The organism is Caproiciproducens sp. NJN-50 (genome assembly GCF_004103755.1).
GTDB lineage: Bacteria > Bacillota > Clostridia > Oscillospirales > Acutalibacteraceae > Caproicibacter.
In genome coordinates, this window is record NZ_CP035283.1 from 955,728 (window position 1) to 969,985 (window position 14,258).

10 protein-coding genes are annotated in these 14,258 nt (G+C 51.1%); 7 read left to right on the forward strand and 3 right to left on the reverse strand.

What is annotated here, in order from left to right; translation table 11 throughout:
• Nucleotides 1-83: 83 nt before the first annotated feature.
• Nucleotides 84-692: a phospholipase D family nuclease gene (locus tag EQM14_RS04590; protein WP_205703203.1), complete on the forward strand. Its 609-nt coding sequence runs from the start codon at nucleotides 84-86 to the stop codon at nucleotides 690-692.
• Between the two features lie 166 nt (nucleotides 693-858).
• On the opposite strand, the gene EQM14_RS04595 is transcribed toward EQM14_RS04590, so the two are convergent.
• Nucleotides 859-1,221, reverse strand: a complete 363-nt coding sequence (locus EQM14_RS04595) for a hypothetical protein (RefSeq protein ID WP_128741846.1) — start codon at nucleotides 1,219-1,221, stop codon at nucleotides 859-861.
• Nucleotides 1,222-1,492: 271 nt separating this feature from the next.
• Nucleotides 1,493-2,449, reverse strand: coding sequence for a LysR family transcriptional regulator (locus tag EQM14_RS04600; protein WP_243112752.1), 957 nt, complete (start codon nucleotides 2,447-2,449; stop codon nucleotides 1,493-1,495).
• Between the two features lie 374 nt (nucleotides 2,450-2,823).
• Between EQM14_RS04600 and EQM14_RS04605 the strand changes: the two genes are divergently transcribed.
• Both EQM14_RS04605 and EQM14_RS04610 read left to right on the forward strand, forming a co-directional pair.
• Nucleotides 2,824-4,092, forward strand: a complete 1,269-nt coding sequence (locus EQM14_RS04605; protein ID WP_128741848.1) for an FAD-dependent oxidoreductase — start codon at nucleotides 2,824-2,826, stop codon at nucleotides 4,090-4,092.
• 27 nt (nucleotides 4,093-4,119) lie between these two features.
• Nucleotides 4,120-5,562: an SLC13 family permease gene (locus EQM14_RS04610; protein WP_128741849.1), complete on the forward strand. Its 1,443-nt coding sequence runs from the start codon at nucleotides 4,120-4,122 to the stop codon at nucleotides 5,560-5,562.
• Between the two features lie 92 nt (nucleotides 5,563-5,654).
• Here EQM14_RS04610 and EQM14_RS04615 read toward each other — a convergent pair whose 3' ends face one another.
• Nucleotides 5,655-6,872: a hypothetical protein gene (locus EQM14_RS04615; RefSeq protein WP_128741850.1), complete on the reverse strand. Its 1,218-nt coding sequence runs from the start codon at nucleotides 6,870-6,872 to the stop codon at nucleotides 5,655-5,657.
• Between the two features lie 393 nt (nucleotides 6,873-7,265).
• Between EQM14_RS04615 and EQM14_RS04620 the strand changes: the two genes are divergently transcribed.
• The 4 genes from EQM14_RS04620 to EQM14_RS04635 all read left to right on the forward strand — a co-directional run bounded on the left by EQM14_RS04620 (nucleotide 7,266) and on the right by EQM14_RS04635 (nucleotide 14,192).
• The gene (locus tag EQM14_RS04620; RefSeq protein WP_128741851.1) at nucleotides 7,266-8,480 is read left to right on the forward strand and encodes an ROK family protein; all 1,215 of its coding nucleotides are present in this window, start codon (nucleotides 7,266-7,268) and stop codon (nucleotides 8,478-8,480) included.
• A gap of 115 nt (nucleotides 8,481-8,595) precedes the next feature.
• Nucleotides 8,596-11,049, forward strand: a complete 2,454-nt coding sequence (locus tag EQM14_RS04625; protein ID WP_128741852.1) for a glycoside hydrolase family 3 N-terminal domain-containing protein — start codon at nucleotides 8,596-8,598, stop codon at nucleotides 11,047-11,049.
• 24 nt (nucleotides 11,050-11,073) lie between these two features.
• Nucleotides 11,074-12,489, forward strand: coding sequence for an MFS transporter (locus EQM14_RS04630; RefSeq protein WP_128741853.1), 1,416 nt, complete (start codon nucleotides 11,074-11,076; stop codon nucleotides 12,487-12,489).
• Nucleotides 12,490-12,584: 95 nt separating this feature from the next.
• Nucleotides 12,585-14,192, forward strand: coding sequence for a sulfatase-like hydrolase/transferase (locus EQM14_RS04635; RefSeq protein ID WP_128741854.1), 1,608 nt, complete (start codon nucleotides 12,585-12,587; stop codon nucleotides 14,190-14,192).
• Nucleotides 14,193-14,258 lie beyond the last annotated feature (66 nt).

The window sequence follows — 14,258 nt, forward strand, 5'->3', positions numbered from 1 at the left end:
CATGGGGAACGATCCGGTCCAATCCGCCCTGATGGGATATTGTACGGGAAAGACCCTTAAAAATGCGTATAAGGAGCGACTTCATGAAGAAAAGATTGTTTACGTTGATTTTGACTGTGACGTTGGCTTTGGGAATTTCAGGATGCTCTGCCTTTCATGACACCGCCAGTCAGTTGTTCAGCCAAATGGAAAACGTTCCTGCGGCTCCGGTGTCAGCTGCGGTATCCGGATCGTCCGTCTCGGTGTATTTCCCGAGAGCGGGACAGGATGCGGAGGGGAAATTAATAGAGGAAATCGGCTCGGCGGAGAAGAGGCTGGATGTTGCCATCTACAGCTTCACAGACAAAAAAGTTGCGGACGCGATCGCGGGAGACAAAAAGCGCGGCGTGGCGGTCCGCTTGATTTCAGATAAAGAGTGCTCCGGCGCATCCAGCCAGAAAGCATGTTTGAAGATCGTAAAAAACGCGGGCATCCCCGTGAAAGTCAATTCCCATTCCGGTATCATGCATCTGAAAGTATCCATCATCGACGATTCGTCCGTTACAACCGGAAGCTATAATTATACCGCTTCCGCGCAGAAAAAAAACGATGAGAATCTGGTTGTTGTCGCCAACGAAACAATTGCGGGCGAATATGAGAAAGAATTTGACCGGATGTGGAACGATACGAAAAATTACACCTTTTTATCCTGATTTCGATAACAGTTCCGACCCGGTTCTCCCGCCGGCTCCACGGCAACCTGCCGCATAGATACGGGCGTGATTACACGGCGGCTGGTAAACAATGGCCGCCCCGCAAAGGGACGGCCATTCTGAAAGTGAAAATAAAAGACCAGTCCGTAAGGGCCGCTCTGTTCATTTACGGCGATATCTCGGAACGGTGTTCTTTTTTATCGGCCACGTCACGTAGAATGTTTGAGCCGGGCTGATCTCCCATCTGATCGGCAAAATCTCTTAAAATCTGAGAATAGGACTGAGCTTCGCCGTCAGCGCCCGTTCTTTTCGGATTTTTCCCGAAAGGCCGGCGTTCGTCGCTCAAGCGTTCGTGAAACCGGAATTCTCTGTCTTCGTCGCTGTCCTGAGAGGAATTCGGATCAAGTTGACGTTCGCTCTCAACGTCGCCGTTTTGTGCATTTTCAGAAATGGACTGAACTTCAATATGATCAGCGTTTTCTTGCAAACATCTTAAATAATAGGTGCGAGAGCAACTATAACTGCTCATTTTATCCCTCCGAAATACAGAATTGTTATATAATATGATGCAATGCCAATTTACGTCAATTTCGATTTACAGCAAGTTAAACCGTATTGGTTCTATTGACAGCGGCCGCCCCTTTGTGGGGCGGCCGCTGTTTCTTTAAGCTATATCGCCGTGAGAAATAAATTTCAGGTTCCGCTGGAACAGGCGGCGGAATTTCTGATTCGGACTGCAAAGCTGGAATAGTAAACTTGCGAATGCGCCGGAAGAACAGGAAGCCGGGCTTATTCCCAGGTTAAGACTGCCCGGAAACTACGCGGATGGAGGACCCGCCGGTCATGTCTTCGTAATAATTTATGATATGGTGCGCAAATTGCCCCGCGAGGCGCTGATGGGATTCGACCTCTTTTGGAATAACCAGAACAGTGTTGCGGGTAATCGGGGAATCCATCCGGATCGCAACCACGTTGTATTTCGTGGTTGCGATCCGTTTCGAGAGAAGGGATACGCCGAAATTTTCTTCTACCAAACCCAAAATGGTATCCACCTGGTCGCATTCAAAGACGATGTCGGGCCGCAGTCCGCACTGGCGGAAGGTTTCCCGGATTATGGTATTCAAGCTGTAGCTTTCGTTCAGAATCACCAGCCGTTCGGCGGCAAGCTCCTGCCAGGAGATCGTCTCGCGCTTCGCAAATTTGTGCTGGGGACCAATAATCACATGATATTCATCTAACAAAAGAGTGTAGAGACGGTACTGCCCTAACTGATATGCATCGATGTTTGAGGTTTTGGAAATGGGAGAAATGATGTGGGCTATAAAGGCCATGTCGATTTTTCCGGCCATCAGCTGATTCATCAGTCCCACGGTATCTCCTTTTTCAATGTCGATGGAGACGCTTTTGTCAGGATACTGTTTTAGAAACGAGGAAATCGGTGCAGTAAGGCCCACGCGGCCCATGTGTTCTACGCTGCCTATATGCAGGTGGCCGCTCGTGGAGAACCGCTTGACTGCCGAAAGCAAAGCGTCGTAATCGGTCTGAATTTTTCGGGCGTAAGATTCAAATTCATGACCTGCCGGAGTCAGGGTGGCTAACCGTTTGCTGCGGTCGAAAAGCTGGATGCCCAGTTCCTTTTCAAGTTTACTTATATTTTTGGACAGCGCGGACTGGGAGATCGATACTTCAAAAGCTGCCTTGGTAAAGCTCTTTTGATCTACGATATGAATAAAGCATTTTATCTGAAACAAATCCATCAAGCCACGCCCTCCTTGTACGTTATGCTGTAACGATTTAATAATAGCACGTCAAAAAAAGAAAGACAACGGAAGTCCAAAACAAACCTTCCGGAATTGGATATCAAATTGGAAATGTTATTTTCCAATTTGATATCCGATTCCAAAATGGAATCCATATTGCGAGAATCTATGTACTTATTCAATTTTCAAAACACAGGATTCCAAATTGAAATTGCGTTGGCCAGGTTTCTTGGCTAAACTGATAATCATAGGCGGCCTTGAAGCCCGCGAGCAAAAAATCAGGGGCGCCTCCCGGAGGAATACGCCAGGAAATGGGAAAAACACGGCGGATGCCGTGCCAGTCATCAAATCATAATCCTAGGAGGGATTAAGTGGAAATCAAAAATACATTTGACGTGATTGTGGTAGGCGGCGGGACCGCAGGAACCCTCAGCGCCATCGCGGCGGCCCGGGAGGGGCTGAGCGTGGCGGTGGTTGAAAAGGGCACCTGCTTGGGCGGAATGGCAACGAGTTCGGGCCTTACAGAAATGAATGCAGCCGGTTTCCATGGCGCGCCGCTCTATCGGGGGATTGAGCGGGAAATCTTCGAACGGATGATCCGGAGCGGATATGCGGCATACTATTTCGCCGTCCCCATGTCGTCCAATAAGGACGTGAAGGTCGACCGCCTGCGCTATAATCCCGAAATGCTCAAACTGCTTTTGGAGCAAATGGCAGTGGAAGCCGGTATCACCCTGTTTTATGAAACAGAACTGACCGGCGCGCGGGAGAAACAGGAAACATGTACTATCGCCGCCAGGGGCGCTTATCAAACCCTGGAACTAACGAGCCGCTATCTGATCGATGCAAGCGGAAATGCTGCGCTGATCCGTGCCCTGGGGGGTGAAACGGTGGCGGTCCGGGCGGAGAACAGAATGATAGCCACACTGATGTTTCGTATTTCAAACGTGGACCTGGAGGCGGTGGATGCCTTTGTACACAGCGATCGGCTGGATGAGACTATCCGGCGGGGCCGTGAAGAAGGAATTCTGAAGGGCAGCATCCTGGCGTTCACTCCTATCCCGGGAACGAAGGATGTGAGCTTGAATGTCACGCGGACCAAATTCGACTACGAGGACACGGCAGACTCCACACGGGGTATCATTGAAGCCCGCGCTCAGATCGAACCCATTTTTCACTTCGTCCAGCAAAAGGTTTCCGGCATGCAACAAGCGTACATTTCCGGTATTGCCTCCAGTGTGGGGGTGCGGGATGCCCGCAAAATCTGCGGCGTATACACTTTGTCCATCCGGGATCTGGAGCAGATGACCCGTTTTGACGACCGGGTGGCCTGCGGCTGCTATCCCATGGACATCCACGATCCGGCGACCAATTCGGTCGTATGGAAAATGCTGCCGGGCGTGTATTACATCCCCTACCGCTGTTTGCTGCCCAGGGGACTTCACCGGACTATCGTTGCGGGCAGGTGCCTCAGCGCGGACACCAAGGCGTTTGGGGCGATACGCGTAATGCCTATCATGATGAATGTGGGCGAGTCAGCCGGCTACGCGGCGGCTCTGGCCATACGGGAGGGCAAAAACCTGGATGAGCTCGCTGTGGATGCTCTCAGGGACTGCCTGAAAGAAGAATACGGCGAATAAGGCAATCAATAGGGAAGAGGAGTTGCAATGAAAAAGAATCAAAGCAAACTGATCATGATGATCCTGTCTTTGGCGTTTATCCTGCTGTTTCAATTTGTTCCGGCACCGGCCGGCCTGACTTCCACCAGCATGCAGGTAATCGGTATTTTTATCGGTATCATGTTGATGTGGAACTTTATTGGCATTGACTGGCCCAGTTTTCTATGTATGGCGATTCTGGCGGCGTTTCAGATTATGAAACCTGCCGAAATTTTCAAAAGCGGATTTGGCAACGCCACCATTGCATTCCTGATGGTATTCTTCATGATGAGCTACACGCTGTCTCAGGTAGGACTCTCCCGCCGGCTGGCCGTGTGGTTTTTCACCAATAAACTGGCGCAGAAGAGCCCGTGGATGTTTGTGACCATGTTCCTTTTCGGCGCGATGGTTATGGCTTCTTTCATGTCTCAAACAGCTGCTCTGTTGATTTTCCTCCCGATTGCAGAACAGATTTTTAAAGAGCTTGAGTATGAAAAGGGCGACCGTTTCCCCCAGATGTTGGTACTGGGCCTGGGGATTTCCGTGGGTATTGGCTCCGCCAATACCCCTTTGGGCCACGCCATCATCCTGATTCCCATCCAGCTGTTGCAGGAACAAACCGGTTTGAGTGTAAACATCATTGCCTACAGCGCCTTCGGCATAGCAACCGGCCTTCTGATTTTTACGGCACTGATTTTGGTTTACCGCTTTCTGTACCATCCCGATCTGAACAAGCTGGCCAACTATGATGCAACCAAGCTGCGCAATGATTTGCCGCCCATGAGCAAGCAGGAAAAAATAGCGGCCGGCCTGTTTGCCGGCGTTATCGCCGTCTGGATCCTGCAGGGCTTCCTGAAGAACATTATACCTGCGGCGGGGGGCTACCTGGCTGGTTTGGGCAACGCAGTGCCCGTCATGATCGCAATCATCATCATGTGTGTGATAGAAGTGGATGGCAAGCCCATTATGAACTATAAGGACGCCGCTACCCACGGTGTGCCTTGGAGCGCCCTGATCTTCAACTCCGCCGTGCTGGTCCTTAGCGGTGCATTGGTCCTGGACAATGTGGGCATCTCCAAATTCCTGATTAAAAATGTGACTCCTCTGGTTTCCGGCATGAACCAAACCGTATTCATCCTGGCCATTGCTACCCTGTGTATCGTCATGACCAACTTTGCCTCCAATACTGTATGCGCCACTGTTTTCTACACCATTTCCGCCCCAATTGCTCTCGCTATGGGCAACATCAACATGGTTGCTCTGGCCTCCTTAATTGGCGCAGCGGCTTCTTATGCATTCGCTACTCCGCCCTCGACCATGCCGATGGCCGTTGTGGCCAGCAGCGGCTGGGTGGATATGAAAGTCATGTTCAAGTACGGCGGTCTGATAGCCCTGATCAGCATTGCGATGCTGGCCTTTGTAGGTTACCCCATTGCCGCTGCCGTCCTGTAAACTGGTCTGCTTACAGGCCGGAGTTCAGCCGGTGGGGCCTTCGCACAGGCCGGTCGTGCTGCCACAGCCTGTCGGGTTTCTCCCTGTGCCGGCTAGCTTTCGAAGTAGACGGAACATACCTTTTGGGGCGGAAAACCGTCTACCGAGACATAAATGCCGCTTCTCACAGCCGGAGAAATCCTGCCCTGCATGGGATCCGCCCCCCAGCCGCCAACGGTGAAATAAAAGTCATCGCCCGACCGTCCGGTGCCGGCCACTTTAACACGATTTCCTGCGCCCGCCGTGAGATCTACTGTTTTTGCACCCGGCGCGGTGATTTTAAAAGTGTAGGAACAGCCCGCCAACAGGTTGAAATCCTGATTCGTATCCGAAATGAAATAGCCCCGCTGGCAAACGGAGGCGGTACATATTTTCTGTGCGGGCTCTCCCGCAACCGACATGTATAGCCCTGTAACGGAGCCCGGGTTCCCCAACGCCGCTATTTTGTAATAGTAATCGTTGCCGGAACGCTTCGTCAGCAGTGTGCTGAAAACGCCGGAAGTACCTGCGGTGAACCGAACAGGCGCGCCGGTCAGTGATGTGATCCTGAACTGATAGCTGGAACCCTGGAGGATCGCCAAGTCGCGGGTCGTGTCTGACCGGAGGAGCGGGTCGGGCAGCCTTGGTCCTACGGTCACCGTGCAGATTTTCTTCCTGCCCTGCCCGGTCAGATAAGCGTAAATCCCTGCGCTTTGGCCCGCTTCCCCTGTGGCGGCGATACGGAAATAGTAGTCGTCGCCATCGGTGACTTTTGCAATTCTCTGAGTGCTGACAACATTGGGAGAGTCCGTTTCAAACATCAGCGTATTACTCGACGGATTATACGGGGACGTGATTTTAAACTGGTATGTAAGACCTTTCGCCAGAGTGAAATCGCCTGTGGTGTCAGACTGTACTTTGACTTTTGCGCTGTTGGGGTCCTCGGCTACGGTGAGGATACAGAACTCTTGCGCAGGTTTCCCCGGAACTAACAGATAAAGCCCCGTAGTGGAGCCGGGATCCCCGATCGCGCTGAGGCTGTAAGTATGCTTGCTTCCCGTCCAGCTGCTTAGGCAGGAACTGACAACATTGGAAGTCCCCGCCACGAAGGTGGCGTCCCCGGTAATTGTAAACTCAAGGCCTTTGCCCGGATAGACGGCGATATTACCCGATAAGTCGACCGATACATCCCCGCCGGTGGAAATCGAATCTGCAAGAGCCGATTTTCCACCGATGAGGAAGAAAGCGAAAAAAATTAGAAAAAGTCCGGCAAGACAAATCGTTTTTTTCATTCGAAATACCCCTCTGTTACATGGAAATTCTTAGTATCAATGATAGAGAATTTTTGGGTCTTCATTTGTAAAAAAAAGAATATATTCGATTCCAATATATTCCATCGCTCCTACAGGCCGAAGCCGAAAAGGAATATTTTCAGCCGCTGTTACCCGTTTTCCTAATGTAAAGATGATAGCGCCTTTGCTGTACCGATGCGGAAAGACCAGGCGACGGCTTCCGGGGCGGCAACACTCTGTTTGGAAACTGATAACATAATTTTGATTTGAAATGTATATAAAATAATATCCTATATATTATTAAATTTGTGAGTAGACTAAAATTTGAAAACGTGTTATTCTTTATTAAAACTTAAAACTTTTAATTAATTGAGAGAGAAAGTTGAAAACTCTATGGAAGAAAAAGGGTATGGCCTGCTGGAAATCAAAAGGCTGAACCGGGTCCGCATTAAAAAAGTGATCTACAAATACGCTCCGATCACCAGAATCCAGATCGCGGAGGCTTTGGGATTGACGTTGCCGACCATTACAACAAATGTCGCTTCCATGCTTTCGGATGGCTTGCTGAAAGAAGCCCCCCTGTCGGATGAAACGCCGGTCAATCCCCAGAGCGGGCGTAAGCCGTCTGTGCTGAGCTTCAAAGCGGATGCGGCCTATGCGGTGGGTGCAGAACTTGGACCATATTGTACCACGGTCTGCGCAACAGACCTTCTTGGCAAGATTGTCTTTCAGAGAGAATATCCAATTGCTCCCCAGGAATATGACAGGATGCTTCCCGAATTGGCGGGAGAAATCAGAGACATTGCCTCACATTTGCCGCAACACAAATTGTTGGGGGCCGGTGTCGGGCTTCCCGGTTTTATTGAAAGCGAAAAGGGCGTCATTCGGAGCAACTCCAGACAATCCTGGAACGGGAAAAACCTTATGGAAGATTTGAGAAGGGAATTAGGACTGGGAGTCACGATAGACAATAATGTGCGTATGAGGGCGATTGGGGAAGAACTGCTTGTGAGAAAATTGCGCCCTGACATTTTTGCCTATTACTATATATCGAAGGGAATTGCTTGCCCTTTGATGATTCAGGAGAATGTAATTGCCGGTTATACGGCGGGCGCCGGAGAAATAGGACATACGCTTGCGCAGCCAGACGGACCGATCTGCCCAACCTGCGGCCATGCCGGGTGCCTGGATGCGGTGGCGAGCGAAACTGCGATTTTAAATTTTTGCAGAGAAGCCTGCAAAGAGGGGAAGGCTCCTGTTTTAAGGAGCTTGCTTTCCGAAGAAAAGGCAGATGCCCTAGATATAAAAACAGTTTTGCGCGCACAACAGATGGGGGATCTTTCTGTCTGTGAAATTGTGGAACACGCCGTGGAATATCTTGGAATCTCACTGGCGAACCTGATCAATTTAATTAGCCCGGGATTAGTGGTGGTGGATGGGTATCTGATGAAACAGGAGTGCAACCGAAAGAAGCTTCGGGATGTAATCGCCAAGCATTTGTACGGGCTGAATGAGAAGGAAGTCGGCATTGAGTTTCTTTCTTTCGACCTGTACCGCGGCGCGAAGGGCAGTGCGGCGAAGGTACTGCGGAAATTTTTATTGGAGTAGTAATATACGTTTTTCTGTTTGTACCCTATGGAAAGGAAATAGCACGCAATTAATTAAAAGCTTTAATTAATTGGCCGCTTTCCTTCTGTAAATAAAATATTTAGGGGGTTATCAGATGGAGATTTACAAAGACAGCTTGCAGCCGGTGGAAAAACGCGTGGAAGATTTGCTTTCCCGTATGACGCTGGAAGAAAAAGCGGCGCAGCTGTGCGGGGATTTGCCGGGTTCCTTTATTGCTAACGGCGTGGTGGACCGCGCAAGGCTGAGGGAAAAGTTTCCGGACGGATTGGGCCGCTTCACCCAGTATTCTCTGGTTGGGCTGATTGACCCGGCGATGATTGCCCGCGCAACCAACGATATTCAGCACTTTTTTATGGAGGAGACCCGCCTGGGGATTCCGGTCGCGCTGCAGTCGGAAAACCTCTGCGGATATCCGGCTAAAGGCGGAACGATTTTTCCGGCGATGCTCAATGTCGCCTCCACATGGATGCCGGACCTTGCGGAGAAGATGAGCGCCGTGATTGGGAAAGAATCGCACGCGGTTGGAATCAACTCAGCAATGAGCCCCGTTGTGGATGTTTCAAGAGACCCCAGGTGGGGCAGAACTTATGAGACGTTCGGGGAAGACCCCTATCTGATCAGCCAGATGGGAATTCATTATGTGCGCGGAATGCAGAATACCGGAGTCAGCTGCATTGCCAAACATTTCCTCGGTTACGCAGAGACGCAGGCCGGGTTGAACACCGCGGTGACCCGGATAAATCCCCGTGAGCTGTACGAGGTTTTTGCGACCCCCTTTGAGGCTGTTGCCAAGGAGGCCGGTGTGGGCGGAATGATGGCGTCTTATTCTGAAATTGACGGGCTTTGTGTCGGAGCCAACAGGGAAATCGCTCATAAGCTGCTCCGCGACACCATGGGCTTTCAGGGGATGCTGACTTCGGACGGAGGGGCGATCTGGAAGATGTTTGACTGCTTCCATCTTTCCGCCACCTATCAGGAAGCCGGGCTCCTTGCGAAAAGGGCGGGGCTTGACACCGAGATTCCTGTAGGGGAGGCGTTCCGCAGCTTGCCGGACTATGTGCGGGATGGGCAGCTGGAGGAATCTTTGCTGGATGAATCCGTGCGGCGGATCCTGACGATCAAGTTCAACTGCGGCCTGTTTGAACATCCTTATGTAGAGGAAGAGAAAGCCGCCGTTTCCATGACGGCACCGGAAAAGCAAAACATAAGCGAAATAATTGCCGAAAAGTCAATGATTCTGCTAAAGAACGAAACTAGAACTTTGCCGCTGAAAAAGGGTGCAAGACTGGCGGTGATTGGACCGCATGCCGACAGCCTGCGCTATCCGGTTAGCGGATATACATACCCGGCTTATGTCGAGATGATTGAAAACAGTAAAAACACCGAGCGGGCAGAGCAGATCTCTTTTAACGGGATCATGGACGAAAGGAAAAAATCCAAACTGGAAAACAAAGAAAAAGCCGCAGGCCCGTTCGATGCCGTTTTCGCGATGTTCGACAGCAAAGACGTCGCTCGGATAAGCGATATGAATGCCGTTCTCCGTGAAGAGGGAAGCCGTTCCCTTCGGGAGGTTTTGAACAGCCGCTTTGAAGTCCGCTACGCACAGGGCTGCGGGATCATCGATCTTTCTAAGGACGGGTTCCCGGAAGCGGTCGAAGCTGCCCGTCAGAGCGACGTTGTCATCATGGCGCTCGGCGGAAACTGCGGATGGGTCAATGTGACCGGCGGGGAAGGAAAGGACCGTTGTCACCTTGACCTCCCGGGCGTCCAGGAGGAATTACTGGAGACGGTCACTGCCGTCGGCAAACCTGTCGTATTGGTTCTGTATGGGCCCGGGTGCTTCTCGGTCGGATGGGCGCAGAAACATGTGCAGGCCATTGTGCAGGCATGGCTTCCCGGCCCTTATGGAGCGAGAGCGGTTGCCGATGTTCTGGACGGTACGGCCAATCCGGGAGGGAAATTGCCCGTTACCATACCGCGAAGCGTGGGACAGGTGCCCTTATATTACAACCACAGGACGGGCAGCGGCTATGCCGACACCGGTGACGAACAGTTTTGTTCAGATATTTTTTCCGGGGGCTATGTTGATGAAGACAATACTCCCCTTTATCCCTTCGGTTACGGCCTCAGTTATACCGATTTTCATCTGTCGGATTTTTCTGTGGAAGAAAAGCAGATGCCAACGGATGGGGAAATTCATATCAGCTGCAGCGTCTCCAATACGGGCGGGTGCCCAGGGGACGAGGTTGTACAGCTCTATACTCATTTTAACGGTGCGCATATTGTCCGTCCAAATAAACAGCTTGCCGGTTTTGTGAGGGTTTCCCTGAAAGAAGGTGAGAGAAAAACGGTAAGGTTCACGCTCGATACCGCGCAGCTTGGTTATTACAACGAGGACATGGCTTTTGTCGTGGAGCCGGGCGTACTGGACCTTATGGTTGGCACGAATGCGCATGATCTGCCGCTCAGGGGGCAGGTCGCACTGACGGGAAAACCCGCTGACGTCTTGGGAAGGCGCAGCTACACCTGCAAGGTCACAGTCCAATAAACGACATTTGGAGGAGAGTGTAAAATGGATTCTAGCTCAAAGGCTGAAATGATGGAAGCACCCGAAAAAAATATTTGGGAGTACAGTGTCGGGAACCTTGCCAATAACCTTATTTTTCTTTTCGTCGGCACCTATGTAATGTATTTTTACACCAACATCCTGGGGGTCTCCGCGCTCGTGGCGGGCACTATTTTTATGGTGGCCCGTTTAATTGACGCCGTCACCGATCCGCTGATGGGCATGATCGTTGACCGGACCAATACAAAAAGATTTGGAAAATACCGTGGATTTATCATTTTTGGCTCGCCTTTTCTCGGCATAATCTTTGTGCTGATGTTTACGACACCCAACCTCAGCGTCACAGGTAAAGTGATTTACGCTTACATCTGCTACATCATGTACAGCTTGGCATGGACGGTCGTGCAGATCCCGCAGCTTGCGCTGCCGATTATTCTTTCTAATGATGTTGCGAAACGCACGAGAATTCAGGCGATTTTCCAGGCGTTCGGCTCTATCGGCAACCTTGTCATCACTTCTTTTGTCCTTCCGCTTCTCGACCTATTCGGAGGTCAGGACAATTCGCGGTCATGGTTCGTCGTGAGTATCATTATCGCCGTGATTTCTACCGTTCTGTTCATTGTTTCCGCTCAGTCCGCGAAGAGGCTGGACGTTTACAGGCCGTATGTGGCGGTTCAAAAAGAGAAAGAGAAGAAGCACACGCTAAAAGAAACATTTTCCGTCATCACCCAAAACCGCGCCCTGATCTGCGTGCTGATTGCCTATGGCACCGATATGTTTGCCTATCAGATTTCCACGGCCCTCCGTATGTATTTTTTCAAGTACAACATGGGCGGACGGACAGATCTGATCAACTGGCTCGGCTATGTCGGGCTTGTCGTTTCCTTTGTTCTGGTTCCGGTCATCAAACCGATGGTAGCCAAAGCCGGCAAACGGAAGCTGATTATCGGAGTTGAGTCCCTTGCGATTCTTTTTACGCTTCCTCTGCTGTTCGGAAGCCCGAATGTCGCCGCAGTCATGTTTACTTATATCGCCATTACCATTACGTTCAATTTCAATAACCTGGTGAGCCGTTCCGCCGTCCTCGATTCAGCCAACTATGCTCAGTTAAAGACAGGCCGCGACGGTTCCGCGCTTGTCAATTCCACCTTTACTTTTGTCAACAAATGCTGTCAGGCGTTCAGCATGTTTTTTGCCGGTGCGATCCTGAGTTCCACCGGATACAATGCCAAGCTGACGCAGCAGGGAAGCGGGACCCTGCAGGCGATTCTGTATTTGACGACGCTCCTCCCTATTGCGGGTTACATCTGTTCTCTGATCGCCATGAAATACTACCCCATGGACCGGGCGGGAGAATTGAAAATGGAACAGGAAATCAAGGCACTGCGTTTAAAGGAGAAGGAGGTTGAAACGTCCGAATAATTGATTGGTATTTCCATTCCCAAGGTCTGCCGAGTGCAAATTCGTTTGTGCATTCGGCAGTACGGGATTTTTTTCAATGAAGGGGGACTGTATGTATGGATCGGCGACCGGACATCATTATATTCAATCCGGACCAAATGAGGGCCGACGCCCTTGGACATTTGGGAAATCCCGCGGCGATTACTCCGAATCTGGATCGATTCGCTCAAAGGGACGCGGTTTCTTTTCGCAATGCCTTTTGCCAGAATCCGGTCTGTGTTCCAAGCCGCTGCAGTTTTGCGACCGGCCTTTACCCGCATGTGAGGGGCCACAGGACTATGCAGTATCTGCTCCGGGAAGGAGAGCCATCGCTTTTCAGCGAACTGAAGGACGCCGGCTATTATGTCTGGATGAATGCCAGAAACGATCTGGTCGCCGGTCAGATTCCGGGACTTTTGGAACAACACGCAAGTGAAATTTTTTACGGCGGAGACGCGCCCGCGGCTCCGGGACCGGAACAGCCAGACCCGCGAGGAAAACCGGGTGACAAAAATTATTACTCGTTCTACCGAGGCAAATTAAAAAAGGATCGGGACGGCAGAAATTATTCTTCGGATGACGAGGCGGTCGACGGTGCGGCAAAACGAATTCTGTCCTTCCATTCGGACCGCCCCCTCTGCCTGTTTCTCGGCCTGATGGCACCGCATCCGCCCTATGCGGTAGAAGACCCCTATTTTTCGGCAGTCGACAGGACAAAGCTCCCGCCAAGAGCGCGGGTGCTGCCAAAGGCGGGCAAACCACCAATGGAAGAGCGGCTGCGCGAGTACATGGCCTTAGGTCGCTATACGGAACGGGACTGGACGGAACTTCGGGCCTGTTACCTTGGCATGTGCATAAAAGTCGACGAACAGTTTCAGAAAATCTGCGATGCCTTAAAAGCTGCGGGCCGCTATGATAATGCCGCGATCTTTTTCTTCAGTGACCATGGAGATTACACGGGTGATTTCGATCTGCCGGAAAAAGCGCAGAATACGTTTGAAAACTGTCTGACCAACGTACCGCTTCTGATTAAGCCGCCAAAGGGAGTACCCGTCGACCCAGGCGTCACAGAGAGCGTAGCGGAACTGGTGGACTTTTACGCCACGGCGATGGATTTCGCACAGGTGAGTTCCTCTCACGATTCTTTCGGAAAAAGCCTGCGGACGATTTTGGCGGACAGAAGCATTCAAATAAAGCAATATGCCTTCTGCGAGGGTGGGCGCATGCCGTACGAGCGGCAGTGCGACGAATACCATGCCTATGGCGGCGATCCATCGGACAGAACACGTGAATACTGGCCCAGGCAGCAGGCCCAGCTTGACTCTGATGCTCACGAAAAGGGAACAATGATCTGCGACGGGCATTATAAATACGTTCTGAGAACCGGCGGCAGGGATGAATTTTACAATTTGAAGGAAGACACGAAAGAAGAGAGAAATCAGATCGACCGGCTGGAATACAGACCAATTGCGGAGAAAATGCGTTCGGCAATGCTGCTGTGGTATCAGAGCACCTGTGATCTTGTTCCAAGAAATTATGACAAAAGATTCAGCGATGAAATGATATGGCATCGCGTCAAGAATATCTGCCCTCCGCAGCATGAGCAAGCGGTTAAGGAAAAAATTAAGGAAGGCGCCGCTTTTATGGAGGTCATTGCCTTCTGCCGGTCACTCGGCGGCAGATAGACGCCGGCCCTGCTTTCCTGTCATTTATGTTTGTGTGTTTACAGTGATCCCCGATCTTCATTACAG

What these genes read in the sequence shown, in the direction of transcription:
- EQM14_RS04590 (WP_205703203.1), top strand. Translation starts at nt 84, where the DNA reads ATGAAGAAAAGATTGTTTACGTTGATTTTGACTGTGACGTTGGCTTTG.
- EQM14_RS04595 (WP_128741846.1), bottom strand. Translation starts at nt 1,221, where the DNA reads ATGAGCAGTTATAGTTGCTCTCGCACCTATTATTTAAGATGTTTGCAA.
- EQM14_RS04600 (WP_243112752.1), bottom strand. Translation starts at nt 2,449, where the DNA reads ATGGATTTGTTTCAGATAAAATGCTTTATTCATATCGTAGATCAAAAG.
- EQM14_RS04610 (WP_128741849.1), top strand. Translation starts at nt 4,120, where the DNA reads ATGAAAAAGAATCAAAGCAAACTGATCATGATGATCCTGTCTTTGGCG.
- EQM14_RS04615 (WP_128741850.1), bottom strand. Translation starts at nt 6,872, where the DNA reads ATGAAAAAAACGATTTGTCTTGCCGGACTTTTTCTAATTTTTTTCGCT.
- EQM14_RS04620 (WP_128741851.1), top strand. Translation starts at nt 7,266, where the DNA reads ATGGAAGAAAAAGGGTATGGCCTGCTGGAAATCAAAAGGCTGAACCGG.
- EQM14_RS04625 (WP_128741852.1), top strand. Translation starts at nt 8,596, where the DNA reads ATGGAGATTTACAAAGACAGCTTGCAGCCGGTGGAAAAACGCGTGGAA.
- EQM14_RS04630 (WP_128741853.1), top strand. Translation starts at nt 11,074, where the DNA reads ATGGATTCTAGCTCAAAGGCTGAAATGATGGAAGCACCCGAAAAAAAT.
- EQM14_RS04635 (WP_128741854.1), top strand. Translation starts at nt 12,585, where the DNA reads ATGGATCGGCGACCGGACATCATTATATTCAATCCGGACCAAATGAGG.